This window comes from Virgibacillus halodenitrificans (assembly GCF_001878675.1).
Taxonomy (GTDB): Bacteria; Bacillota; Bacilli; order Bacillales; family Amphibacillaceae; genus Virgibacillus_Q; species Virgibacillus_Q halodenitrificans.
Genome location: NZ_CP017962.1, coordinates 83,897 through 109,419, shown reverse-complemented (window position 1 = coordinate 109,419; position 25,523 = coordinate 83,897). Strand labels below are relative to the sequence as shown.

Annotated in this window: 15 protein-coding genes, 9 tRNA genes and 4 rRNA genes; all 28 read right to left on the bottom strand. The window is 42.7% G+C overall.

All coding sequences use genetic code 11. The features are described from left to right. Nucleotides 1–179 precede the first annotated feature (179 nt). The 28 genes from BME96_RS00560 to spoIIE all read right to left on the bottom strand — a co-directional run bounded on the left by BME96_RS00560 (nucleotide 180) and on the right by spoIIE (nucleotide 25,264). Nucleotides 180–1,745: ribosomal RNA gene (locus BME96_RS00560) — 16S ribosomal RNA — on the bottom strand. Nucleotides 1,746–1,896: 151 nt separating this feature from the next. Then, nucleotides 1,897–1,972 (bottom strand) — tRNA-Ala (locus BME96_RS00555). 9 nt (nucleotides 1,973–1,981) lie between these two features. Further along, nucleotides 1,982–2,058, bottom strand: a tRNA-Pro gene (locus BME96_RS00550). A gap of 5 nt (nucleotides 2,059–2,063) precedes the next feature. Continuing rightward, nucleotides 2,064–2,140: transfer RNA gene (locus tag BME96_RS00545), tRNA-Arg, on the bottom strand. Between the two features lie 4 nt (nucleotides 2,141–2,144). Then, nucleotides 2,145–2,232 (bottom strand) — tRNA-Leu (locus BME96_RS00540). 7 nt (nucleotides 2,233–2,239) lie between these two features. Continuing rightward, a tRNA-Gly gene (locus BME96_RS00535) sits at nucleotides 2,240–2,314 on the bottom strand. A gap of 13 nt (nucleotides 2,315–2,327) precedes the next feature. Further along, a tRNA-Leu gene (locus tag BME96_RS00530) sits at nucleotides 2,328–2,412 on the bottom strand. 3 nt (nucleotides 2,413–2,415) lie between these two features. Beyond that, nucleotides 2,416–2,491, bottom strand: a tRNA-Lys gene (locus tag BME96_RS00525). Between the two features lie 52 nt (nucleotides 2,492–2,543). Beyond that, nucleotides 2,544–2,619, bottom strand: a tRNA-Thr gene (locus BME96_RS00520). A 5-nt stretch (nucleotides 2,620–2,624) separates the two neighbouring features. Next, a tRNA-Val gene (locus tag BME96_RS00515) sits at nucleotides 2,625–2,700 on the bottom strand. A 35-nt stretch (nucleotides 2,701–2,735) separates the two neighbouring features. Next, a 5S ribosomal RNA gene (gene rrf, locus BME96_RS00510) occupies nucleotides 2,736–2,851 on the bottom strand. Nucleotides 2,852–2,973: 122 nt separating this feature from the next. Next, nucleotides 2,974–5,889: ribosomal RNA gene (locus tag BME96_RS00505) — 23S ribosomal RNA — on the bottom strand. A gap of 335 nt (nucleotides 5,890–6,224) precedes the next feature. Continuing rightward, nucleotides 6,225–7,790: ribosomal RNA gene (locus tag BME96_RS00500) — 16S ribosomal RNA — on the bottom strand. The 16S, 23S and 5S rRNA genes sit together here with 9 tRNA genes alongside, the layout of an rRNA operon. Before the next feature lie 501 nt (nucleotides 7,791–8,291). Then, nucleotides 8,292–9,776 (bottom strand): lysine--tRNA ligase, encoded by a 1,485-nt coding sequence (lysS, locus tag BME96_RS00495; protein WP_172675329.1) that lies wholly within the window; start codon nucleotides 9,774–9,776, stop codon nucleotides 8,292–8,294. 488 nt (nucleotides 9,777–10,264) lie between these two features. Then, complete coding sequence (locus tag BME96_RS00490; protein ID WP_019379278.1) at nucleotides 10,265–10,492, bottom strand: helix-turn-helix domain-containing protein; 228 nt, start codon at nucleotides 10,490–10,492, stop codon at nucleotides 10,265–10,267. Next, nucleotides 10,462–10,974 (bottom strand): 2-amino-4-hydroxy-6-hydroxymethyldihydropteridine diphosphokinase, encoded by a 513-nt coding sequence (gene folK / locus BME96_RS00485; RefSeq protein WP_071648021.1) that lies wholly within the window; start codon nucleotides 10,972–10,974, stop codon nucleotides 10,462–10,464. Before folK ends, BME96_RS00490 begins: the two co-directional genes overlap by 31 nt. Further along, complete coding sequence (folB, locus tag BME96_RS00480) at nucleotides 10,971–11,336, bottom strand: dihydroneopterin aldolase (RefSeq protein WP_071648020.1); 366 nt, start codon at nucleotides 11,334–11,336, stop codon at nucleotides 10,971–10,973. The genes folK and folB overlap by 4 nt, the downstream gene beginning before the upstream one ends. After that, complete coding sequence (gene folP / locus BME96_RS00475; protein ID WP_071648019.1) at nucleotides 11,329–12,165, bottom strand: dihydropteroate synthase; 837 nt, start codon at nucleotides 12,163–12,165, stop codon at nucleotides 11,329–11,331. Before folP ends, folB begins: the two co-directional genes overlap by 8 nt. A 229-nt stretch (nucleotides 12,166–12,394) precedes the next feature. Continuing rightward, nucleotides 12,395–13,324, bottom strand: a complete 930-nt coding sequence (gene cysK, locus BME96_RS00470; protein WP_019379282.1) for a cysteine synthase A — start codon at nucleotides 13,322–13,324, stop codon at nucleotides 12,395–12,397. A 103-nt stretch (nucleotides 13,325–13,427) separates the two neighbouring features. After that, nucleotides 13,428–14,330 carry a peptidylprolyl isomerase gene (locus BME96_RS00465; protein WP_071648018.1) on the bottom strand — a complete coding sequence of 301 codons (903 nt, stop codon included), beginning with the start codon at nucleotides 14,328–14,330 and terminating at the stop codon, nucleotides 13,428–13,430. A gap of 33 nt (nucleotides 14,331–14,363) precedes the next feature. Beyond that, on the bottom strand, nucleotides 14,364–15,236 hold the full coding sequence (gene hslO / locus BME96_RS00460; RefSeq protein ID WP_071648017.1) for an Hsp33 family molecular chaperone HslO: 873 nt from the start codon (nucleotides 15,234–15,236) through the stop codon (nucleotides 14,364–14,366). 16 nt (nucleotides 15,237–15,252) lie between these two features. Next, nucleotides 15,253–16,023 (bottom strand): type III pantothenate kinase, encoded by a 771-nt coding sequence (locus BME96_RS00455; RefSeq protein WP_060681962.1) that lies wholly within the window; start codon nucleotides 16,021–16,023, stop codon nucleotides 15,253–15,255. 746 nt (nucleotides 16,024–16,769) lie between these two features. Next, the gene (gene ftsH / locus BME96_RS00450) at nucleotides 16,770–18,806 is read right to left on the bottom strand and encodes an ATP-dependent zinc metalloprotease FtsH (RefSeq protein ID WP_019376350.1); all 2,037 of its coding nucleotides are present in this window, start codon (nucleotides 18,804–18,806) and stop codon (nucleotides 16,770–16,772) included. Nucleotides 18,807–18,988: 182 nt separating this feature from the next. Continuing rightward, entirely contained in the window at nucleotides 18,989–19,531 is a 543-nt protein-coding gene (gene hpt, locus BME96_RS00445) for a hypoxanthine phosphoribosyltransferase (protein ID WP_019376351.1), read from the bottom strand. Nucleotides 19,532–19,548: 17 nt separating this feature from the next. Further along, a complete protein-coding gene (gene tilS, locus BME96_RS00440) occupies nucleotides 19,549–20,937 on the bottom strand; it encodes a tRNA lysidine(34) synthetase TilS (RefSeq protein WP_071648016.1) in 1,389 nt (462 codons plus the stop codon). 55 nt (nucleotides 20,938–20,992) lie between these two features. Further along, entirely contained in the window at nucleotides 20,993–21,934 is a 942-nt protein-coding gene (locus BME96_RS00435) for a protein kinase domain-containing protein (protein WP_071648015.1), read from the bottom strand. Beyond that, on the bottom strand, nucleotides 21,903–22,634 hold the full coding sequence (locus tag BME96_RS00430; RefSeq protein WP_019376354.1) for a VWA domain-containing protein: 732 nt from the start codon (nucleotides 22,632–22,634) through the stop codon (nucleotides 21,903–21,905). Before BME96_RS00430 ends, BME96_RS00435 begins: the two co-directional genes overlap by 32 nt. A 176-nt stretch (nucleotides 22,635–22,810) precedes the next feature. Further along, entirely contained in the window at nucleotides 22,811–25,264 is a 2,454-nt protein-coding gene (gene spoIIE / locus BME96_RS00425) for a stage II sporulation protein E (RefSeq protein ID WP_019376355.1), read from the bottom strand. Nucleotides 25,265–25,523 lie beyond the last annotated feature (259 nt).

Here is a 25,523-nt window from a genome sequence, read left to right as displayed (position 1 = left end):
AGTCCAGTCCGTACGTCGCTGAGCAGTCGCCTCAGCTTTTTATTTGATGTCGTTGTTACTCTTATTTAGTTTTCAAGGTACAAAAAGAGAGATTCGCTCTCTCAAAACTGAACCAAACAACCATGTATGTCCTTACCGGAAGACCCGAAGGTCCTCGGCGTTCCGTTCTAAATCCTTAGAAAGGAGGTGATCCAGCCGCACCTTCCGATACGGCTACCTTGTTACGACTTCACCCCAATCATTGGTCCCACCTTCGGCGGCTGGCTCCAAAAGGTTACCTCACCGACTTCGGGTGTTACCAACTCTCGTGGTGTGACGGGCGGTGTGTACAAGGCCCGGGAACGTATTCACCGCGGCATGCTGATCCGCGATTACTAGCGATTCCGGCTTCATGCAGGCGAGTTGCAGCCTGCAATCCGAACTGAGAATGGTTTTATGGGATTTGCTTGACCTCGCGGTTTTGCTTCCCTTTGTTCCATCCATTGTAGCACGTGTGTAGCCCAGGTCATAAGGGGCATGATGATTTGACGTCATCCCCACCTTCCTCCGGTTTGTCACCGGCAGTCACCTTAGAGTGCCCAACTAAATGCTGGCAACTAAGATCAAGGGTTGCGCTCGTTGCGGGACTTAACCCAACATCTCACGACACGAGCTGACGACAACCATGCACCACCTGTCACTCTGTCCCCGAAGGGAACTCGGTATCTCTACCGATTGCAGAGGATGTCAAGACCTGGTAAGGTTCTTCGCGTTGCGTCGAATTAAACCACATGCTCCACCGCTTGTGCGGGCCCCCGTCAATTCTTTTGAGTTTCAGCCTTGCGGCCGTACTCCCCAGGCGGAGTGCTTAATGCGTTAACTTCAGCACTAAGGGGCGGAAACCCCCTAACACCTAGCACTCATCGTTTACGGCGTGGACTACCAGGGTATCTAATCCTGTTCGCTCCCCACGCTTTCGCGCCTCAGCGTCAGTTACAGACCAGAGAGTCGCCTTCGCCACTGGTGTTCCTCCACATCTCTACGCATTTCACCGCTACACGTGGAATTCCACTCTCCTCTTCTGTACTCAAGTCCTCCAGTTTCCAATGACCCTCCACGGTTGAGCCGTGGGCTTTCACATCAGACTTAAAGGACCGCCTGCGCGCGCTTTACGCCCAATAATTCCGGACAACGCTTGCCCCCTACGTATTACCGCGGCTGCTGGCACGTAGTTAGCCGGGGCTTTCTGGTTAGGTACCGTCAAGGTGCCGCCCTATTCGAACGGCACTTGTTCTTCCCTAACAACAGAGCTTTACGATCCGAAAACCTTCATCACTCACGCGGCGTTGCTCCGTCAGACTTTCGTCCATTGCGGAAGATTCCCTACTGCTGCCTCCCGTAGGAGTCTGGGCCGTGTCTCAGTCCCAGTGTGGCCGATCACCCTCTCAGGTCGGCTACGCATCGTTGCCTTGGTGAGCCGTTACCTCACCAACTAGCTAATGCGCCGCGGGCCCATCTGTAAGTGGTAGCTAAAAGCCACCTTTCAACTTTCCATCAGGTGATGAAAAGTATTATCCGGTATTAGCCCCGGTTTCCCGGGGTTATCCCAGTCTTACAGGCAGGTTGCCCACGTGTTACTCACCCGTCCGCCGCTCGTTCCACAAGCGTCACCTCCGAAGAGGATCAGCTTGCTTCCCGCGCTCGACTTGCATGTATTAGGCACGCCGCCAGCGTTCGTCCTGAGCCAAGATCAAACTCTCCATAAAAGTTTGAATAAGATCGACACCAATCAATCTTATCTCATGTCTTAGCTGCAGAAGCGTTAACTTCTGGCTTTTTAAAAATTAACGAAAAACGTCATGTTTTTCTTGACATACTGGTTGTTTTGTTCAGTTTTCAAAGAACGAATGTAATAATTGGTGGAGCCTAGCGGGATCGAACCGCTGACCTCCTGCGTGCAAGGCAGGCGCTCTCCCAGCTGAGCTAAGGCCCCTTATTTAAATGGTCGGGAAGACAGGATTTGAACCTGCGACCCCATGGTCCCAAACCATGTGCTCTACCAAGCTGAGCTACTTCCCGTATAATGGCGCGCCCGAGAGGAGTCGAACCCCTAACCTCTTGATCCGTAGTCAAACGCTCTATCCAATTGAGCTACGGGCGCTAAATGGTGCCGAGGGCCGGACTCGAACCGGCACGGTAGAACCTACCGCAGGATTTTAAGTCCTGTGCGTCTGCCAATTCCGCCACCCCGGCTATGGCTTGGAGCGGAAGACGGGATTCGAACCCGCGACCCCCACCTTGGCAAGGTGGTGTTCTACCACTGAACTACTTCCGCATATACAATTAAATGGTGCGGGTGGAGGGAGTTGAACCCCCACGTCCGAAGACACTAGATCCTAAGTCTAGCGCGTCTGCCAATTCCGCCACACCCGCAAATGGTGAGCCATGAAGGATTCGAACCTTCGACCCTCTGATTAAAAGTCAGATGCTCTACCAACTGAGCTAATGGCTCGTACTAGATGTAATTATAACATCATATTAATTGTATATAGTATATAAGATAATGGTGCCGGCCAGAGGACTTGAACCCCCAACCTACTGATTACAAGTCAGTTGCTCTACCAATTGAGCTAGGCCGGCATAAATGGTGGAGGATGCAGGGCTCGAACCTGCGACCCCCTGCTTGTAAGGCAGGTGCTCTCCCAGCTGAGCTAATCCTCCAATACATTTTTCACTTCTTAAATAATAACATGTCCGCCTGGCGGCGTCCTACTCTTGCAGGGACAAAGTCCCAACTACCATCGGCGCTGGAGAGCTTAACTTCTGTGTTCGGCATGAGAACAGGTGTGACCTCTCCGCTATTGCTACCAGACCATCCTTAAAAACAAGGACAAGACATATTATATGCATTTTCGTGAAAAAATGCAAGGGTTTTTTTAAATTTATACCCTAAAAACTAAATAAGAGAAAAACAACGACGATCAAAGAAGAAAATTAGTTAAGTCCTCGATCTATTAGTATCCGTCAGCTCCACGTGTCACCACGCTTCCACCTCGGACCTATCAACCTCATCGTCTCTGAGGGATCTTACTCACTCGAAGTGATGGGAAGTCTCATCTTGAGGGGGGCTTCATGCTTAGATGCTTTCAGCACTTATCCTTGCCACACGTAGCTACCCAGCTATGCTCCTGGCGGAACAACTGGTACACCAGCGGTGTGTCCATCCCGGTCCTCTCGTACTAAGGACAGCTCCTCTCAAACTTCCAACGCCCACGACGGATAGGGACCGAACTGTCTCACGACGTTCTGAACCCAGCTCGCGTACCGCTTTAATGGGCGAACAGCCCAACCCTTGGGACCGACTACAGCCCCAGGATGCGATGAGCCGACATCGAGGTGCCAAACCTCCCCGTCGATGTGAACTCTTGGGGGAGATAAGCCTGTTATCCCCGGGGTAGCTTTTATCCGTTGAGCGATGGCCCTTCCATGCGGAACCACCGGATCACTAAGCCCGACTTTCGTCCCTGCTCGACTTGTAGGTCTCGCAGTCAAGCTCCCTTCTGCCTTTACACTCTACGAATGATTTCCAACCATTCTGAGGGAACCTTTGGGCGCCTCCGTTACCTTTTGGGAGGCGACCGCCCCAGTCAAACTGCCCGCCTGACACTGTCTCCGGACCGGATCACGGCCCTGGGTTAGAATGGTCGTACAGCCAGGGTGGTATCCCACGGATGCCTCCACCGAAGCTGGCGCTCCGGTTTCCAAGGCTCCCACCTATCCTGTACAAGCTGTACAAACATTCAATATCAGGCTACAGTAAAGCTCCACGGGGTCTTTCCGTCCTGTCGCGGGTAATGCGCATCTTCACGCATAGTATAATTTCACCGGGTCTCTCGTTGAGACAGTGCCCAAGTCGTTGCACCTTTCGTGCGGGTCGGAACTTACCCGACAAGGAATTTCGCTACCTTAGGACCGTTATAGTTACGGCCGCCGTTTACTGGGGCTTCGGTTCTGCGCTTCGCGTAAGCTAACGCTTCCCCTTAACCTTCCAGCACCGGGCAGGTGTCAGCCCCTATACTTCGCCTTTCGGCTTCGCAGAGACCTGTGTTTTTGCTAAACAGTCGCTTGGGCCTATTCACTGCGGCTCCTCCTTAAAGGAGCACCCCTTCTCCCGAAGTTACGGGGTCATTTTGCCGAGTTCCTTAACGAGAGTTCTCCCGCTCACCTTAGGATTCTCTCCTCGCCTACCTGTGTCGGTTTGCGGTACGGGCACCTATGAACTCACTAGAGGATTTTCTTGGCAGTGTGAAATCAGGAACTTCGGTACTCTATTTCCCTCCCCATCACAGCTTGAAATTGTTGGACGGATTTGCCTATCCAACTTTCTCACTGCTTGGGCGCACACATCCATCGGTGCGCATTCCTTATCCTACTGCGTCCCCCCATCGTTCAAACGCTCATGAGGTGGTACAGGAATATCTACCTGTTGTCCATCGCCTACGCCTTTCGGCCTCGGCTTAGGTCCCGACTAACCCTGAGAGGACGAGCCTTCCTCAGGAAACCTTAGGCTTTCGGTGAAAGAGATTCTCACTCTTTTTTCGCTACTCATACCGGCATTCTCACTTCCAAGCGCTCCACCAGTCCTCACGGTCTGACTTCACAGCACTTGGAACGCTCTCCTACCATTGTTCGTAAGAACAATCCGCAGCTTCGGTGATACGTTTAGCCCCGGTACATTTTCGGCGCAGAGTCACTCGACCAGTGAGCTATTACGCACTCTTTAAATGGTGGCTGCTTCTAAGCCAACATCCTGGTTGTCTGGGCAACTCCACATCCTTTTCCACTTAACGTATACTTTGGGACCTTAGCTGGCGGTCTGGGCTGTTTCCCTTTCGACTATGAACCTTATCACCCATAGTCTGACTCCCAAGTCTAAGTAGCTGGCATTCGGAGTTTGACTGAATTCGGTAACCCGATGAGGGCCCCTAGTCCAATCAGTGCTCTACCTCCAGTACTCATTCCTTGAGGCTAGCCCTAAAGCTATTTCGGAGAGAACCAGCTATCTCCGTGTTCGATTGGCATTTCACCCCTACCCACACCTCATCCCCGCATTTTTCAACATACGTGGGTTCGGGCCTCCAGTCAGTGTTACCTGACCTTCACCCTGGACATGGGTAGATCACACGGTTTCGGGTCTACGACCACATACTCAAATCGCCCTATTCAGACTCGCTTTCGCTGCGGCTCCGTGTCTTCCACTTAACCTTGCATGGGATCGTAACTCGCCGGTCCATTCTACAAAAGGTACGCCGTCACCCATAAACGGGCTTCGACTACTTGTAGGCACACGGTTTCAGGTTCTCTTTCACTCCCCTCCCGGGGTGCTTTTCACCTTTCCCTCACGGTACTGGTTCACTATCGGTCACTAGGGAGTATTTAGCCTTGGGAGATGGTCCTCCCGGATTCCGACGGAATTTCTCGTGTTCCGCCGTACTCAGGATACACTCCGGAGAGAATTCCTTTTCGATTACAGGGCTCTTACCTGCTGTGGCTGATCGTTCCAGATCGATTCATCTAAAGAATTCCTTTGTAACTCCAAAGGAGTGTCCTACAACCCCAGAAAGCAAGCTTTCTGGTTTGGGCTAATTCCGTTTCGCTCGCCGCTACTTGGGAAATCGCATTTGCTTTCTCTTCCTCCGGGTACTGAGATGTTTCAGTTCCCCGGGTCTGCCTCACATAGCCTATGTATTCAGCTATGCGTACTGTTCCATTACGAACAGTGGGTTCCCCCATTCGGAAATTCTCGGATCGATGTCTACTTACGACTCCCCGAGACATATCGGTGTTAGTCCCGTCCTTCTTCGGCTCCTAGTACCAAGGCATCCACCGTGCGCCCTTATTCACTTAACTATTTTTACAATGAATAAGCGTGCTAATTTCTTAGCCTTGCTTTTATTTAAATCTAGCTTTGGCTCCTAGCGACTAGCGCGACTTCCTTCCCCTTCGTACAATAAGTCAACATCGATTCATTTACATTCATCGTGTTTCCTTTATCTCCTACGGGTCAGTCCAGTCCGTACGTCGCTGAGCAGTCGCCTCAGCTTTTTATTTGATGTCGTTGTTACTCTTATTTAGTTTTCAAGGTACAAAAAGAGAGATTCGCTCTCTCAAAACTGAACCAAACAACCATGTATGTCCTTACCGGAAGACCCGAAGGTCCTCGGCGTTCCGTTCTAAATCCTTAGAAAGGAGGTGATCCAGCCGCACCTTCCGATACGGCTACCTTGTTACGACTTCACCCCAATCATTGGTCCCACCTTCGGCGGCTGGCTCCAAAAGGTTACCTCACCGACTTCGGGTGTTACCAACTCTCGTGGTGTGACGGGCGGTGTGTACAAGGCCCGGGAACGTATTCACCGCGGCATGCTGATCCGCGATTACTAGCGATTCCGGCTTCATGCAGGCGAGTTGCAGCCTGCAATCCGAACTGAGAATGGTTTTATGGGATTTGCTTGACCTCGCGGTTTTGCTTCCCTTTGTTCCATCCATTGTAGCACGTGTGTAGCCCAGGTCATAAGGGGCATGATGATTTGACGTCATCCCCACCTTCCTCCGGTTTGTCACCGGCAGTCACCTTAGAGTGCCCAACTAAATGCTGGCAACTAAGATCAAGGGTTGCGCTCGTTGCGGGACTTAACCCAACATCTCACGACACGAGCTGACGACAACCATGCACCACCTGTCACTCTGTCCCCGAAGGGAACTCGGTATCTCTACCGATTGCAGAGGATGTCAAGACCTGGTAAGGTTCTTCGCGTTGCGTCGAATTAAACCACATGCTCCACCGCTTGTGCGGGCCCCCGTCAATTCTTTTGAGTTTCAGCCTTGCGGCCGTACTCCCCAGGCGGAGTGCTTAATGCGTTAACTTCAGCACTAAGGGGCGGAAACCCCCTAACACCTAGCACTCATCGTTTACGGCGTGGACTACCAGGGTATCTAATCCTGTTCGCTCCCCACGCTTTCGCGCCTCAGCGTCAGTTACAGACCAGAGAGTCGCCTTCGCCACTGGTGTTCCTCCACATCTCTACGCATTTCACCGCTACACGTGGAATTCCACTCTCCTCTTCTGTACTCAAGTCCTCCAGTTTCCAATGACCCTCCACGGTTGAGCCGTGGGCTTTCACATCAGACTTAAAGGACCGCCTGCGCGCGCTTTACGCCCAATAATTCCGGACAACGCTTGCCCCCTACGTATTACCGCGGCTGCTGGCACGTAGTTAGCCGGGGCTTTCTGGTTAGGTACCGTCAAGGTGCCGCCCTATTCGAACGGCACTTGTTCTTCCCTAACAACAGAGCTTTACGATCCGAAAACCTTCATCACTCACGCGGCGTTGCTCCGTCAGACTTTCGTCCATTGCGGAAGATTCCCTACTGCTGCCTCCCGTAGGAGTCTGGGCCGTGTCTCAGTCCCAGTGTGGCCGATCACCCTCTCAGGTCGGCTACGCATCGTTGCCTTGGTGAGCCGTTACCTCACCAACTAGCTAATGCGCCGCGGGCCCATCTGTAAGTGGTAGCTAAAAGCCACCTTTCAACTTTCCATCAGGTGATGAAAAGTATTATCCGGTATTAGCCCCGGTTTCCCGGGGTTATCCCAGTCTTACAGGCAGGTTGCCCACGTGTTACTCACCCGTCCGCCGCTCGTTCCACAAGCGTCACCTCCGAAGAGGATCAGCTTGCTTCCCGCGCTCGACTTGCATGTATTAGGCACGCCGCCAGCGTTCGTCCTGAGCCAAGATCAAACTCTCCATAAAAGTTTGAATAAGATCGACACCAATCAATCTTATCTCATGTCTTAGCTGCAGAAGCGTTAACTTCTGGCTTTTTAAAAATTAACGAAAAACGTCATGTTTTTCTTGACATACTGGTTGTTTTGTTCAGTTTTCAAAGAACGAATGTTTTGTTCGCTTCTTATCGAAGCAACTTTTATATTATATCAGGTCACTTAAACTTTGTCAACAACTTTTTAAAATAACTTTTATCTTTAGAAGTTGTTTCGCAATTTAGCGACTTTATTAATATAACATAATTTCAAGTTACAATCAATAGATTTTTGAAATTTTATTTCAGCAATTCGTTAAAGTACTTGTTATAGTTGCTTGAGCAACGATATTAAATTTACCATGTTTGTTTTTCAAAAGCAAGTGTTTTTATTAAGAAATATAATTCAAATTATTTGATATATTAATCTTCCCATGCACTTGTAAAATCCTATAAAAAGAACACTCCTATTTAAGAAGTGTTCTTTTACTGTCTTACTTATTTCTCATTTGCGGGAATAGCAATACATCTCTAATTGACGGTGAGTTTGTTAATAGCATAACCAGACGGTCTATCCCAATTCCTAAGCCGCCAGTTGGAGGCATACCATACTCCAATGCTTCAAGGAAGTCATCATCCATTAGATGCGCTTCGTCATTCCCTTCCGCTCTTTCTTTCACTTGTGCTTCGAACCGTTCACGTTGATCAATCGGATCGTTTAGCTCACTAAAGGCATTGGCATGCTCCCGCCCAACGATGAATAGTTCAAATCTGTCTGTAAAGCGTTGATCCTCTTTATTCTTCTTGGCCAATGGGGAAATTTCCACAGGGTGGCCGTAAATGAAAGTAGGTTGAATTAGAGTTTCTTCTACTTTTTGCTCAAAAAACTCATTAACAACATGTCCAAATGTCATTGTTTCTTGTACATCTACTCCATGCTCTTTAGCTAAATCACGTGCTTGTTCGTCGCTCATCTGCTGCCAGAAATCAACACCTGTTTGTTCTTTTACTGCATCTACCATGTGAAGTCTGGTCCATTCTGGTTCCAGGTTTACTTCTTTATCGTCATATATAATAGTAGTAGATCCAAGTACTTCTTTAGCAATATGGGCTACCATATTTTCTGTTAATGACATTATATCGTGATAATCATCATATGCAGCATATAGTTCCATCATAGTGAATTCCGGGTTATGTCTGGTGGATACACCTTCATTTCGGAACACCCGTCCAATTTCATAAACTTTTTCAAGTCCTCCGACGATTAGTCGTTTTAAGTGCAATTCAATAGCAATACGCATATATAATGGAATATCTAAAGCATTATGGTGTGTTTCAAACGGACGAGCAGACGCCCCTCCTGGAATTCCGTGCATCATCGGTGTTTCAACTTCAAGGTACCCTTGTCCATCTAAATAACGTCTCATGGATTGGATAATCTTACTCCGTAAAACAAACGTCTCTCTGCTATCCATGTTTGTTATTAAGTCAAGATAGCGCTGACGGTAACGTTGCTCGATATCTTTTAAACCATGATACTTTTCTGGTAAAGGGCGTAATGATTTGGTCAATAGATGGAATTCTGTTGCTTTAACGGATAGCTCCCCGACCTTTGTTTTAAACATAATCCCTGTTACGCCAATAATATCTCCCATATCAGTAGATTTAAATATCTCATAGGCCTGTTCACCAATATCATCTTTTCGTACGTAGATTTGAATCTGACCACTCAAATCTTGGAGATGAGCGAAACCAGCTTTCCCTTTTCCACGCTTGGTCATCATTCTTCCAGCGATTGTAACAATCTCTTGCTTTTCCTCCAATTCTTCCTTTGAAAAAGAATCATAGGTTGCTTGCAATTCATTTGCAAGATGTGACCTGGAGAATTTACCACCGAAAGGATCCAATCCCTGCTCCTTATAAGCACCTAATTTTTCTCTTCTAACTCGCATATGTTCATTTAATTCTTCTGACACCATTCATCACTCCAGTCCATATTATAAAATAGTATACCTAAAAAAACTAAATCTTTCACGATATTTGGAATTGTACAAAGCATGAGTTAAGATTTTCTATAAAAATCACTGAAATTACAGTTTGCTTCTCTTCTATTCTCAAAGCAATTTCGCTCATAAAAAGGTGTTATTTATGCAAAAACATAAAAAACCGCCAGTCTATAACTGACAGGTAGCTTTATCGACATGATGAAGGTCTCTGATCATCTTCTAACAAAGAGGTATATGTATATAAATATACAAAAGATCCTTCCCGTAGCCCTGCCTCTACTATTCATTACTTTCCTTTTCTGTGTACATATAACCATTTTAAGTGTGAAATCGGCTGTTAAAGCAATTCCATAATTACTATCTTTACTCTATCCTTTGAATCAACCAATCCATGTGACATACAAACAACCATTTGTCCCATCTCTACATAAAAGTATATTTTATATTGTAGAAAACCATTTTTAACTTTCCCTATAACTATTATCTTCCTTTAAAACGATTTCGTTCTCTTCAATAGATAAAACAGCAGCAATTTCCTGAATTAATTTCTCTGAAGCTTGTTTCGTCCCTCGTTCAACCGCTCCTATAGTGGAAATAGGTATATCTAACTTTTCCGCTAAATCTATTTGAGTATACCCTTTTAGTTTACGAAAGGCTTTTATTCTTCTCCCCAGTCTTTTCCTGTCCATTTCACTACATCCTTCATGTCTTTTCTTGGAAGTTGATTTATCAAATCAGCAACACATTTATCCTGTGTTGGAACTATTACCTTTGGAGCAATTTCTTCTAATGGTATAAGCACAAACGCACGTTCATGCAATCTTGGGTGTGGAATAATTAATCGTTCCATCTTCCTATTTTCTTGATTATATAGCAATATGTCAAGGTCTATCGTTCGCGGTCCAAAACGTATTTCCCTTTTTCTTCCCAGTTCTTGTTCAATCCCCTGACAAACATCAAGTAATTCAATTGGAGAGAGGGAGGTGTGTGCTTCTAATACCATATTTAAAAAATCATTCTGATCTGTATAACCTACAGGCGCTGTTTCGTAAATAGATGACTTCTTATAAACCGTAATGGATGAATGCTTAGACAGCAGTTCAATAGCCTTATTTAGATGCACTTCCCTTGGTTCGATATTTGTACCTAAAGCAATAAATACTTCATTCATATTGATCTCTCCCTATAAATTTCCACAGCAACAGAGTGATAATGCCCAGGAATAGGAGGATCTGGCTTAATCACTTTAATCGTACACGCGGATAAAAGAGTAAAAGAACGTAACAGCTCATTAGCAATTTTCTCAGCAACTGCTTCAATTAAATTGTATGGCTCTCCCTCCACAATTTGCTGAATTAACTCGTACGCATGCCCGTAATGAATAGAATCACTCATCGCATCCGTTTCACCTGGCTTTTTTAAATCCGCATACAGGTCTACATCCACTTGGAATCTTTGGCCAAGCTTGTTCTCTTCAGGCAATAAACCATGATATCCATAAAACTGCAAATTCTTAAGTACAATCTTATCCATTCCTACTACCTCCTGCGTTCGCATGCTGCATGGCATCCATCATTTTTGCCAGCTCTACATTCACTTTTACATTATGAACACGTACCATTTGTACACCTTTTGTTATTCCCAGACAGGTAGTTGCACCAGTACCAATATCTCTTTCCTCAGCAGGGAGATCTAATACTCCTCCTATAAACCTTTTTCTCGACGTGGCGAGAAGAACGGGATAACCCATCCTAACAAATTGCTCCAATTGATTCATTACGATAAGGTTGTCTTCCGCTGTTTTAGCAAATCCAACACCGGGATCCAATACAATCTTATCCTCTTGCACTCCTGCATCTAATGCTATATCAATACTTTCCTTTAGATCTATTTTCATATCATGTATTAAATCAGTATAATTCTTATTGTTGCGATTATGCATAAGGATAATGGGTACATTGTATTGTGCTGCAACTCTGGCTATTTCCGGTTCTCTTTTTGCACCCCAAATATCATTAATTATATCCGCACCTGCTTCAATTGCCTGTTTGGCAGTTTCTGCTTTATAGGTGTCGATGGAAATTGGTAAATTTGTATATTCCCGTATCGCTTTTATAATAGGGATAACTCGGTCAATTTCATCTTCTAAGGAGACTGGCTGGTGATTTGGCCGGGTGGATTCCCCTCCAATATCAATGATATCTGCGCCATCCTCTTCCATTTTTATTGCTTGTTGTATTGCTTTTTCTTTTGAATCATAGCTGCCTCCATCTGAAAACGAATCTGGAGTCACGTTTAGTATCCCCATAATATGTGTCCGTGCAGATAGATCCAATTCTTTTCGTTTCATCTTTAAGATCATTAGGCAACATACCTTCTTTCACTACTATTTCCTGTTCTATCCTATCATAGAACAAACGTGCAAGCGACATAAATTCTCACAGTCGGTATTCATGATAAACCGGCTACGTTTAGATTCACCTTTATACCTATATTTCAGTAAGAGGTCAGACAGCACAATAATTTAACATCTTTGAAGCATAAAAAAGACTGACATCAGTTGCTGTGTGTCAGTCTTTTTACGGAAATGGTTATTGCTCTTCATCAAATTGATATAGAGGTGTAGATAAATATCTTTCTCCATTATCAGGGAATATAGCTAGAACCTTTTTACCTTTGCCCAATTGCTTAGCAACTTTTTTAGCCGCTGCAACTGCAGCTCCTGCAGATATACCTCCAAGAATGCCATTTGTTCTGGCAACCTGACGCGACGTTTCGAAGGCCTCTTCATTTTCTATTCGAATTACTTCATCATAGATGTCCGTATTAAGAATGCCAGGAACGAATCCTGCTCCTAATCCCTGGATTTTATGAGGACCAGGAGATCCACCTGATAACACATCTGAATCTGCCGGTTCAACGGCATAAACTTTAATATCTTTAAAGCTTTCTTTTAATACTCGACCTGCACCAGTAATTGTTCCACCTGTTCCAATACCTGAAACAAAAGCATCCAGACCATCACTCATCTGTTCCACGATCTCTTTACCTGTTGTTTCTGCGTGAACTTTAGGGTTTGCCTCATTGTTAAATTGCTGTGGCATGAAATACCCATGCTTTTCATTAAGTTCTTCAGCTTTCTTTATAGCACCCTTCATTCCCTCTGCACCAGGGGTTAAAATTAACTCAGCTCCATATGCACGAAGAAGATTGCGCCGTTCCTTACTCATTGTATCAGGCATAACCAATACAGCCTTATAGCCCTTTGCAACAGCAACCATTGCTAGACCAATACCAGTGTTTCCACTAGTAGGTTCAATAATAGTATCACCATCTTTTAAAGAACCGTCCTGTTCTGCCGCCTCAATCATTGCTAAAGCAATACGATCTTTTACCGAGCTTCCAGGGTTCATAAATTCTAATTTCAAATATATATCTGCACTATCTTCATCTGTCATCCGATTTAATTTAACTACAGGGGTTTCACCAATTAATTTGGTAATATTGTCAGCCACTCTCATGTTCATCTGCCTCCCAATTCCTAGTTAATTTGTATGATTTAATTATAATGTACGTTTTACCTATACAAAAGTCAACTAAAAACACAAAAAATGGGCACTCTTATTACTCATACAACCAATGAATCTCTGCTTCTTTCCACAGTGGATCAGCAGACAACGTTTGATTTGTTTCTTGCATAGCAATTTCACTTTTCATATACTTTTTTATTTCTTCATACGTGAATGTTATTTCTGGTAAGTAACGGTGCAGATAAATAATTGCTACACCTTCCTCTGTTGCAAACGGCTCACTATAGGAATGATCATCCATTTGCAAAGCAATTTCTTTATATCCTTCAGGGAAAAATTGACTGTTTGTATAAATGTAACCGAGGTATCCCTTTTTATCCCTTGTTTCTTTGTCAAGAGAATACTCCCGTGCAAGCAAACCAAAGTCAGCATCTGCCTCTAAATCTCTAATCACTTTCTTCGCAGTTGAAAGATCCTCTACAATAATATGGGACAGTTGCATAGATGCAGAGAAATTATATTGATCCCCATACTCTTCATAGTAACGTTGTAATTGATCCTCCGGAATCTTGACACCTTCAGTTAAAAGTAATTGCAATTGATACCGATAGACTAATTTTTCCCTCCATAGCTTCTCCGCTCTTTGCAATTCTTCCTTTTTCATTATACCTTCTGCAGCTGTCAGCATGGATATTTCCTTTTGAATAACTTTTTCTGAAATATCCAGATCTTTTTCTTCAGCCAGTTGGCGGATAAGTTCCTGATCCACCATTGACTTTAGTTGACTTTCCCCATTATTCAAGCGTAATTGCCGCATCCAATCCTCATAAAATATATCCTGACCATTAACAGAAGCAACTGGCTTTTTTTTATTTATAACAGGTCCATTCTCTTTGTTATCTATAATTGTACTTTCACTCTTATTCCAGTAAATTAACGTAGCAATATTAGTAATAACAAGGACAATAACTATTCCTAGTAAAAGGCGTTTGGACATATACTCAACTTCCCCCTGTAGACAAACTCAGACCTACGAATCCAACAATTTTTCCAAATCTGTTTCGGTAAATTCATATGTTTCATTACAGAAATGACAATTTGCTTCAGCACCATGATCTTCCTCAATCATTTGCTTTATTTCTTCTTTTCCTAAGCCGATTATTGCTTGCTCTACACGCTCTTTAGAGCATTTACAACGAAATTCTATTGGCATGGTTTCATGAACTTTTACGTTCTCCTTACCGAATAGCCTTTCTAAAATTTGCTCAGGTGTATTGCCGTGTTGGATTAAGGCTGAAATAGCAGGAAGGGATTGTATTTCTTCTTCCAACTGGGAAATCACTTCTTCCTCTGCACCTGGCATGACCTGAATTATAAATCCACCTGCAGCAAGTACGGAATGATCAGGATTAATTAATACTCCTGCACCTACTGCGGATGGTACCTGCTCTGAATTAGCAAAGTAATAAGTAAAATCCTCACTAATTTCCCCGGAAATAATCGGAACCTCTCCTGTAAAGTAATCTTTTAAGCCCAAATCCTTAATTACACTTATATTTCCATCAGTCCCTACAGCACGTGCGACATCTAATTTCCCTTTATCATTTAACTCAAAATCTACGTGTGGATTACTTACATAGCCACGCACTTCTCCATTAGCATTTGCGTCTGCAAGGATAGCACCTATAGGCCCTCTGCCTTCCACTTTTACTGTTAGCGAATCTTCCCCTTTTAACATCGCGCCCATCATGGCTGAAATTGTAATCGTCCTTCCCAAGGCAGCAGAGGCAGTAGCCCATGTATCATGACGTCTACGAGCTTCTTCTATTGTCTCTGTCGTGGTCGAAGCATATGCTCTTACCATTCCATTATGTGCAGTTGCTTTAATTAGATAATCCTTCATTGTATAAACCCTCTCTTTATAAACTGTTTCTTTTATATATTAGATAAAGACCTTTTAATGTTAAATATGGATCGACATGATTAATTGTAGCTGATGCATCAGCAATTAACGGTGCTAACCCGCCAGTAGCAATAACTGTAGGTTGCTTTCCTGTCTCTTCTTTAATACGCGTAACAATTCCATCTACCTGAGCCACATAGCCGTAAAAAGCCCCAGCTTGCATTGCTTCAACAGTCGAGGACCCTATTACACTAGATGGTGGTTGGATTTCAATTTTTGGTAGCTTAGATGCTTTACTGTACAATGCTTCCATCGAGATGTTAACACCAGGGGAAATAACACCTCCAACATATTCTTCCTTTTCATTAATAAAGCAATACGTTGTGGCTGTTCCAAAATCTATAATAATTAGAGGAGCTCCATATTCTTTTATGGCCCCCACTGCATTTACAATACGATCAGCGCCTAGCTCATGTGGGGATGGATATGTCATTTTAAGGCTGGATTGAATCGTTTCTTTTCCAATAACCAATGGTTCTATATTCAAATAATCTCGACACATTTTTTCCATTGCAAACATAATTGGAGGTACGACTGAAGAGATAATTACACCTGTAATATCCGTTAAGGTCAATCCTTTATGTTCGAATAAGGATTTTACTAGGATTCCGAATTCATCTTCTGTTTTATACCGATCTGTTTTTATGCGCCATTCATATTTTAATTGTTCTCCTTCAAAGACACCCAGCACCGTATTGGTGTTACCCACATCAAGTACAAATAACATCTATTGACCAGACCCTTCTTACATGAATAACATGTGATTTTCATTAGTAATTTCTTTTTTTAATATACCATAAAAATGGTAATAACGTTAAAAGCCCTGTTTCCTGAAAGTTTTCAGACTGCCAACTCGACTTGGGGGGCCGAAGTCAAATGATAGTTGTTACTGTGTGTTGTACAGTTGGAGGAAACTGCGACGTAGTGGATATGATTTTCTAATCTCGCTACGGGAAAATATTACGCTTTCCGCGGGCGGCCTGCGAGCCTCCTCGAACTCCACTAACGTTCCGTTCTGTGGGGTCTCGCTAGTCTCGCTTTTCCCGCAGGAGTCTTCATATTTTCCCTTCGCTAGAGTGTATTTCTCAAAGATTAAAGATAAGAGCTACTTATTCAATTCTTAAATACCTCAAATTAATCAATAGCACATACCAATTGATTGGAATGGAAGATGACGACTCCTGCCGGAATAGCGTGAGCTGAAGACCCTGCACGGAGCGTAGCGAAGGAAGCGGCTGAAGCCATGCCGGCGGAAAGCGTTTATCTGTAATGGAAATCAATGGCGGTAGATGATCATCAAAACTTATTAAAATATATTTTAGTAGTGTATCTTTTAGAAACAGTAATTTACAATACTTACAGTTACGTCGCAGTTTATCTATTTTGCGCTTTAGATACACAAGCCTTAACACCACTTAATAACTGTACATATAAAAAAGCAGCCACTTAGTAGTGTGGCTGCTTTTTGGATAGTTACTCTTTTTTATCTTCATTTGTGTCTTCACCGGAAGAAGGTTTATTATCAGTCATAATTGAATCCTCAATGGATTTCTTTTCCTCTTCCCGCTTCGTGCTTGCCTCTTCTTTTGCTTCTTCAAAAGATTCTGGTTCGTTATCCTGATCCTTAGATTGAATGTTTACCTTCACAGAATCATTCTCTTCTATGCCATAATCCTCTGCTTCTGGCAATACACCATCCTCAAATAAGGATTTAATTTGCTTAGCATCAAGTGTTTCTACATCTAGTAGGGTCTTGGCTACAAGTTCAAGCTTATCTCTATTTTCCGTTAGAATCGTTTTAGCGCGATCATAACAATAGTTAATAAAGTTTTGCATTTCTTGGTCGATATCGTGTGCAATTGCATCACTATAGTTTTGCTCATTTCCTAAGTCGCGACCAAGGAAGACGTCACCGCCGCCTCCACTTGTGAACTGTAGAGGACCGATCTTATCACTCATACCGTACTCAGTAATCATCTTACGGGCAATACCTGTAGCACGCTGGAAGTCATTATGAGCTCCTGTACTTACTTCCCCAAAGATAATTTCTTCAGCAACACGGCCTCCTAAAAGACCAGTTATCTTATCAAACAGCTCTGGTTTTGTCATAAAGTAGCGATCTTCCCTAGGCAACATGACAGCATATCCACCAGCTTGCCCTCGTGGTACAATCGTAACTTTATGTACCATATCAGCGTCATCAAGAACCATACCAATAATTGTATGTCCACTTTCATGATATGCTACAATATTTCTTTCCTTTTGAGAAATAACCCTGCTCTTCTTAGCTGGACCAGCGATTACCCGATCAATCGCCTCATCCACATCAAGCATATTTATTTCTTTGCGGTCAGACCTTGCTGCCACAAGTGCTGCCTCGTTTAATAAGTTTTCCAAGTCAGCTCCGGAAAATCCAGGGGTACGCATAGCAATAATCTTAAGATCTACTGTGCTATCCAACGGTTTGTTTCTTGCATGAACTTGCAATACTTCCTGACGTCCTTTAACATCCGGGCGATCAACGGTAATCTGTCTGTCAAAACGACCTGGACGTAATAATGCAGGGTCAAGAATATCTGCACGGTTAGTTGCTGCGATAATAATGATACCTTCATTAACACCGAAACCATCCATTTCTACAAGCAACTGGTTCAACGTTTGTTCACGCTCATCATGACCGCCGCCAAGACCTGCGCCACGCTGTCTTCCCACTGCGTCAATCTCATCTATAAATATAATACAAGGAGCATTTTTCTTCGCATTTTCAAATAAATCACGTACACGAGATGCACCAACACCGACGAACATCTCCACAAAGTCAGAACCACTTATGGAGAAAAATGGTGTACCGGCTTCTCCAGCTACCGCACGAGCAAGTAATGTTTTACCTGTTCCAGGCGGTCCTACAAGAAGAACACCTTTAGGAATCCTAGCTCCAACAGCAGAGAATTTACGAGGGTCTTTTAAGAACTCTACAACTTCAACAAGTTCTTGCTTTTCCTCATCAGCACCTGCCACATCCTTAAAGCGTACTTTCTTTTTATCCTCACTGTACATCTTAGCTTTACTCTTACCAAAGTTCATGACACGGCCACCGCCGCCTCCACCTTGGGCTTGACTAAGTATAAACAAGAAGAATAAACCTATAATTAAGAACGGAATCATTGTAGTTAAAAATGTTACCCATGCACTTGGTTGTTCCTCTTCTTCGACATGGAGCACACTTTGTTTATTTGCTTGCTCTGTAATAGACGCTATAATTTCTGTATTATCTGGTACTTGGGCAATAAAATTCTTATCATCATCTGTTAACGTACCAGTATACCGCACAATTCCGTTTGCGGGTTGCATCGTCATTTCTTCAATTTCGCCATTATTCAAAGCATCCATAAATTGTTGCACATTAAATTGTTTTGCTTCTTCGTTCTGTCCATTGAATACTCCTATTACACCGACTACGACGAAGAATATGAGTACCCAAAAGAAAACGTTCCGAAATATCCGATTCATTACTTACCTCCTCCCAAGCGGGGAAAAACTATATAACATCGTACCATATGAAAAAGCTGGAATACAACTAATTTCACTTCATTTGGAGTGCTTTATGCACCCTAAGTTAATATCCACTTGTTCCTATTTTTTAAACAAACGATGACAGCATTGCTTCACTATTTTTATCTATTCCAAATTAATTATTCTCCACCGTAAATCTCTGGTTTTAATACACCAATGTATGGCAGGTTACGGTATTTTTCCTGGTAATCGAGCCCGTATCCAACTACAAATTCGTTAGGAACCTCAAAGCCGACTAAGTCTGCTTTAATAACAGCTGTCCTTCCGGAAGGCTTATCGAGCAATGTAACAATTTTTATTGATTTGGCTTTACGGTATTTAAATAAATCAACCAAGTAACTTAATGTTAGGCCACTGTCTATAATATCTTCAATAATTAAAAGATCCCGGCCTTCTACTTTCGTATCCAGATCCTTCACGATCTTTACCTCACCTGAAGAACGCATTTCATTTCCATAACTGGACACATCCATGAAATCCATTTCCAAGTGAATATCCATCTGTCTTAAAACATCAGACATAAAGGGCATAGCTCCTTTTAGAACACCAATTGCCAAAGGAAACTTCCCTTCATATTCCTTGCTGAGCTGCTGTCCAAGCGCTTTGCACTTCTCCTTTATGTCTTCTTCAGAGATAAGGACCTCTTTTATATCGTTATGCATGTATGCTCCTCCTACTTTTAGCCTCTTTCGTAATATATATGGATATACGGGGCATTATTAGCTTGATGTTTAGGTTGTCCTTTTTTCAATCCGATAAGCCATAAAATTTCACCTTGATCATCTACCAGAATTGGCCAGGAAGCCCGTTCTAATTTTGGAATTTTAGCATCTATAAAAATGTCTTTCACTTTTTTACTACCTGCTAAACCCTTCCAACGCATTCTATCTCCCGGTTTGCGAGTACGAATATGTAGAGGGAGCTGAATTTCTTCCAGTTTGCAAACATAGCTATCCCTTTCCCCTAATGGAAGCTGCTCAATCATTTCAGCATGGATCACGGTTCCATCAGGTAACATTGTAGTTCCTGGGATATTTAAAGTTTTGCAATAAGAGGAATCGTGGGGTCCTTGATCAGAGAAATAAAAAGATAAATTATTATATGACTTTTCCAGAGTTAAATCGAACGGAAAATCAATCTGTACATTCCCTTTTCCACCTTCTAATAAAGAAAAAAAATACGCTTCATGGGTGTATGATAAATCTTTGGGTAAACGCTTATACAGATAGTTTAATATTAGATGATAGGCCCGTCTTTGTAAAGCAATTGGATGTTTTTTGAAAAGAGTAATTTCAAATGATGCTCTCTCATAATTCGTAGTGAAATCTACCAGTCTGTTTACCAGCTTTTCAGCTTCATTTCTTAAATAGGCTTCATCTTCAGCAAGTGTTTCACTCAAATGCTGGATTGTATTATGTATATTACTGTTTTTCTCTTTTATTAATGGCAACACAGTATTTCTAAAATAATTCCGTGTATATGTTAATTCCTTATTAGAAGGGTCATATCTTGGTGTAATCCCATTTATCTTGCAATAAGTCTCTATGTCTGACCTTGTAGCAGCTAACAAAGGCCTTATCACCCAACCTGTAGCAAACTCCCTTTTTGCGGGTATTCCACTTAGCGCACTTGAATTGGCTGTTCTTACTAAGCTCATTAACATCGTTTCCAGCTGATCATCGCTATGGTGGCCTAATGCTAGGTAACTTGCCTGATGAGCATGCATTTGTTCCTCAAAAAAGCGATAACGCATTTCCCTCGCAGCAACCTGCGTACCAACATGAAGTTCGTTCTTGTAGGATTTCACATCTACTGAGGTGCTTTTAAAAGGGATCTCCCACTGTCTGCATACCTCTTCCACATATTTAACATCAGCTATGGATTCTTCCCCCCGTAATTGGTGATCCACTGATATCGCAATTAAATTTAGGTCCCACTCCTCTCGAATAGAGCGAAGAAAATGAAGAAGTGCCATCGAATCGGGGCCACCTGAGACTCCAACCAAAACCGTGGCGTTCTTTTCCAGTAATCGTTGTTTATTTATAAAAGCTATTACGGCCTTATTCATCTGTGTCCCATCTCCAACCTCTTAAGCTGTTTCAAGAATACCATACTTTCCCACCCTATAAAAGCAAGGATAACAAGTAATACATGGTTGCCAACAGTGTAATCCCACCGGCTTCTGCCAGCATCGGTAAAGATGTTGATTTCTGTACATTCTTATTGGTATTTAACCGTGACCTCTTCTGCATGTGGTACATACAGTTAATAACCTCTACACGCATTTCTGCACTCGTTTGATACTTACCTTCCACAGCCTTCCTCAGGACAGTACGATATGGGGTTAATTCCTTTACTGCATTGATCTTATTAATTAAAAAAACCTGTGAGGAGGATTGCTTTTTTTCAAACCGCTTTGGATAAAACACATGTAAAAACACCATAACTAATGCGAATAAATCATAGCTTGGTTCAGCTCTTCTTGTACCCAGCCCCCAGTAGCCCCGATCATAAAACTCTGTATACTCCTTAATTGCTCTTCCTATTTTCGTAGTACCACCAACATCGATCCACCGGACTCTGGGCGGGGAATGAAGTACTAAAATGTTATCTGTTTTTAAGTCACCGAAAATCCACCCCGATTGATGAAGCCGCTCCAAATCTTCAAGTAACTGTAGCATAAAAACACCTATCCATTCCTTGCCTTGTTGCCTGATAAACGATGCTAAGGATTGCCCTTGCAAATATTCCATTACATAAAATGTATATTGGTTACCAAGTGGAGAAGTCCAATCATCTATATCTACTAAAGAAGGTCCAAGCGGATTACCTTGGACCTTTTCTAATGACTTTAAGACATTTACTTCCACGGTCATGGATGTACTTGTATCGCTTACTTTCAATGCAGCAGTTCGTCCATTCCATTCACATAAATAGACGGTACCAATTGCCCCTGACCCAAGCTCCTTTTTAATAAGGTAGCTATTCTTATGCCACTTACCTGTAATATGAATGCCTGGTCTAATTTCTTTGTTATGCTTCTTCCACGCCTGGTTCGTTCCCATTTCTAAAGCTCCTTCGTAAGCTCTTTCTGCCAAACTGGTACATTGCTTCACGAATAGCCGGCCCTGTTGGCGTAATCCCTCCACTAGTCAGCTTAGGAAACACGGTAGAAATAGCATCTAACTGAGGCGACCAATCAAACACTTTTTGAATATCCTTCTTTTTACCTGGAAAGCTATAAATACAAAAACGGTTCCTTCCAATACGGGAATTTAAACTAATGGATAAATCTATTAAGGCTTCTTTCACAGTAGGAAGCTTGTCATGCATACTTGCGCTTGTATCAATAAGGACTAAAACTTCCAAATCACATGTTTCTCCCATATCTTCTACAACTTCCATAATTTCGCCTCGCTTTTCAGGCGCGAGATCCTCCATAGATTGGCCAGAACCTAGAATCTGTTGTAACTCCTTATTAACAAACCCTTGCAGTGTTTGTGTCATGGCCTGTTTTGTGACTGCTTGCACGGTCTGCGACAATACCTGTTTATAGACAAGTTGACTGACTCCACCTCCGGATAAGGCAATTTCTTCTACTTCCTGTAAGCCCTCTGGTTGCTCAGTTTGATCATCCAAAATCCCAATTACATTAACAGTGATGCCCTGCTGGTTTGCTAGCGCGGCCGTAGCAGCAGGATCCTCTCCTTTATTGGAACAACCATCCGTGATTAACAATATTTGCTTTAATGTCCCTTTTTTCACTCTATATACCTCCCATCATTTTCCACTACCATCATCACCAAAAAACACGGGAAATATACTAGTAATTGAGTGATTGGATTCGTATGAGGTAACGCAGCATATGTATCAGTAATTTAAAAACTGAACCGCCTTGAAAAGCTAAGGCGATTCAGCTAACTGGACTACATGTGTTTTAATTATTGTGCTTTTTCACCATAGACAGGGACATTTGCCCATTTCGGACTGTTTTTCACCACCTTTGTTACCAGAACAGTCATATCATCTACAATTTCACCAGATCTTGTTCGAATAACCTCCTCTAGAAGCAGGTCCGCCATTTCTTGTGGATCTTCTGTCTTCATCTCCCTTATTTTCCTTTTCAACCATACATCCGTGTTTTCCACATCTTTTGGTCCGTCAAATATTCCGTCACTCATCATGATTAATAAATCACCAGACATCAGTTGATCACTGACAATATCTACATCAAACTCCTGGACAATACCCATTGGAAGATTACTTGCTTCTACTTTTATAAGTTGGTCGCCTCGTTTAATAAAGCTAGGGGTTGAGCCTATTTTTAAAAAGCGCACAAATGCATTATGCAAATCAATCACAGCTAAGTCCAAGGTAGCAAAGATCTCATCCGTACTGCGAAGGGACAAGATAGAGTTTATGGACTTTATTGCTACTTTTTCCGGAATCCCTGTTTGTAAGATTTGTTGCAATAAGCGGAGAGTTTCCATACTTTCTTCTCTAGCGCGTTTTCCGTTCCCCATCCCATCACTAATCGCCATTGCAAATTTACCAGCACCGAGCTCAATCGTTGTATAACTATCGCCTGATATCAATCCTCCACCTTTCGCGGCATTTGCAGCACCTGTTTCCACAACAAATTCTTTTGCCGAGCCAAACGCTAAATAACTATATCCATTCGGAAATGGAGAAATCTCCTCCTGCTTTACGATTACCATTTCATTTAAAATTTCGGATAACACAGGTGCAATTAACTTGGAGCCCTCCCCGTGATAATCATAAAACGTCATTGTCATTTCTATATCTACATTTCCTTTTTCCAAACCATATACATCCAGCTTTTCTAATTGAATTCCTAATTGCTTAAGCGCATGTACAATTTGCAGTTCCTGTTGTTCATGCATTTGCCTTTCTTTAAGAATCTCTTTCGCAAAATCCTCCATCACCTCTGAGACCCCTTGCAATTGATCAGCAACTAATCTCTTACTTTCCATTACTTGTTGTTTTAATTTTTGATTAGCATTAAAGTAAGAAATCTCTTCCTTCATGGCATCGACTACTTTTTTTGATTTAACACAGTAATTTTCAAACTCACGGGAAACCCTTCGATTTGGTTCATTCCCATCCGCTATATCATCTTTCATTTCTTCCATAAGTGAATAGGTAGTATCAAACTGTTTCTGCCAGCAACGTTCCTTCATAAAACAAGTTTGGCACGTCTTTTCTGTTACTTGGCTAAGGAAAAAGTCTGTCTCTCTTTTTAGCTCATCATTGTCTGGGGAAGCTATTTCTGTTGTAGCAAAGCTTTTGGAGAGCGCTTCAAAAACATCAGAAAATTGCTCCACTCTTTTTGCAGTTACATTTCGTACCTTTTGCAAATATTGTTCCTGTTCATTGGTATATTCTTCGGTGCCCGGTATATATCTGGATATCCTTTTGAACCAGCTCCCCGGGGTAATTAAAAAGAAACCGATTGCAAAACTTGATTCTATTATAGAAGGAATTAAGGTGGCCGAATCACCATATATTCCAATTAAAAATGTACCCACAAAAAGTCCCACAGCGACACCCGGTTTTTTACCTTCTTTAAGCAAACCGCCAAGTAAACCGGAGAAAGCTAATAAACTCATTTGGTATAAATTTGCAACGTTTGCCAATGATAAAATTAATCCGGCAACAACGCCTACTGTTGATCCAATCGCAGCCCCACCAACATATGCAAGAATTAACACAAAATAACGAGAAAAAATCTGTTCCATTGAGGCATCATAGATCGTCCATCCGATTGTACCAGTAAGTATAGAAGCAATGAGAATAATCATACAGACAACTTCTTCATTTTTTAGGGCTGGTCTGTACCGTTTTGGTGATAATAAAGGAATACTCTGCATAAATATTAGTACTAGAACCGTTCCTAGAACACCTTCAACTACTACCAGCATCCATTCATAGGAGGATAGCTGGTTAGTAAATGAATAGATACATATCCTGGCAGCAGCAGTTGATGAAAACACAATAATCGGTAAAACCAACTGCTGATTTTTAACCTTTTTAAATAAACCAGCTAATAATATAAATACAATCATTGCAAGAGTTATAAACAAACTATGGACAACCGAGTAACTTAATGCTCCAGCAATTACAGCGAACATGGATTTGACCGTTTTCTCCCTATGTATAAACCACATAGTCGCCAAAAATGCTACAGCAAAAGGAGATACAACAGAGAGAATAACAGCCCGTCCCAATAAAAAGCCTACAAAAAAGTAAAGCCATCCCTTGTTTAGTAACATGCTTTTTATTGCTGCAGATCCTTTATGCCGAAGTTTTTGTAATTGGCTTATATTCTCCGTCCCCAATACCTTTGGTTCCACCCTCGGAATTGAATTCATCATACATAACCACTCCCTCTTTGTGATATTAAACCACAATATGCCTTCTTTTTTTGTCAAAAGAGCAGGGGGCTTTGCAAGAATCGTTCGACTTGTTTCTAAAAAACAGGCATGATTCAACACGAACATATGGACGTGACTATTGATATATAAGGAAAGGGATTAACGACATACTCTTTTATTTTGTTGAAAATTCTAAGGTCATGGCGAATAAAGCAAAGCAGAGTGTTTTATCACAACTTGGTTTTGTCTCCGGAATATC

Coding starts and splice junctions, on each gene's coding strand:
- spoIIE (WP_019376355.1), bottom strand. CDS start 25,264: ATGATGAATTCAATTCCGAGGGTGGAACCAAAGGTATTGGGGACGGAG.
- folK (WP_071648021.1), bottom strand. CDS start 10,974: ATGAATGAAGTATTTATTGCTTTAGGTACAAATATCGAACCAAGGGAA.
- folP (WP_071648019.1), bottom strand. CDS start 12,165: ATGATCTTAAAGATGAAACGAAAAGAATTGGATCTATCTGCACGGACA.
- ftsH (WP_019376350.1), bottom strand. CDS start 18,806: ATGAATCGGATATTTCGGAACGTTTTCTTTTGGGTACTCATATTCTTC.
- tilS (WP_071648016.1), bottom strand. CDS start 20,937: ATGAATAAGGCCGTAATAGCTTTTATAAATAAACAACGATTACTGGAA.
- BME96_RS00435 (WP_071648015.1), bottom strand. CDS start 21,934: ATGGGAACGAACCAGGCGTGGAAGAAGCATAACAAAGAAATTAGACCA.
- BME96_RS00490 (WP_019379278.1), bottom strand. CDS start 10,492: ATGGACAGGAAAAGACTGGGGAGAAGAATAAAAGCCTTTCGTAAACTA.
- lysS (WP_172675329.1), bottom strand. CDS start 9,776: ATGGTGTCAGAAGAATTAAATGAACATATGCGAGTTAGAAGAGAAAAA.
- folB (WP_071648020.1), bottom strand. CDS start 11,336: ATGGATAAGATTGTACTTAAGAATTTGCAGTTTTATGGATATCATGGT.
- hslO (WP_071648017.1), bottom strand. CDS start 15,236: ATGAAGGATTATCTAATTAAAGCAACTGCACATAATGGAATGGTAAGA.
- BME96_RS00465 (WP_071648018.1), bottom strand. CDS start 14,330: ATGTCCAAACGCCTTTTACTAGGAATAGTTATTGTCCTTGTTATTACT.
- BME96_RS00455 (WP_060681962.1), bottom strand. CDS start 16,023: ATGTTATTTGTACTTGATGTGGGTAACACCAATACGGTGCTGGGTGTC.
- cysK (WP_019379282.1), bottom strand. CDS start 13,324: ATGAGAGTGGCTGACAATATTACCAAATTAATTGGTGAAACCCCTGTA.
- hpt (WP_019376351.1), bottom strand. CDS start 19,531: ATGCATAACGATATAAAAGAGGTCCTTATCTCTGAAGAAGACATAAAG.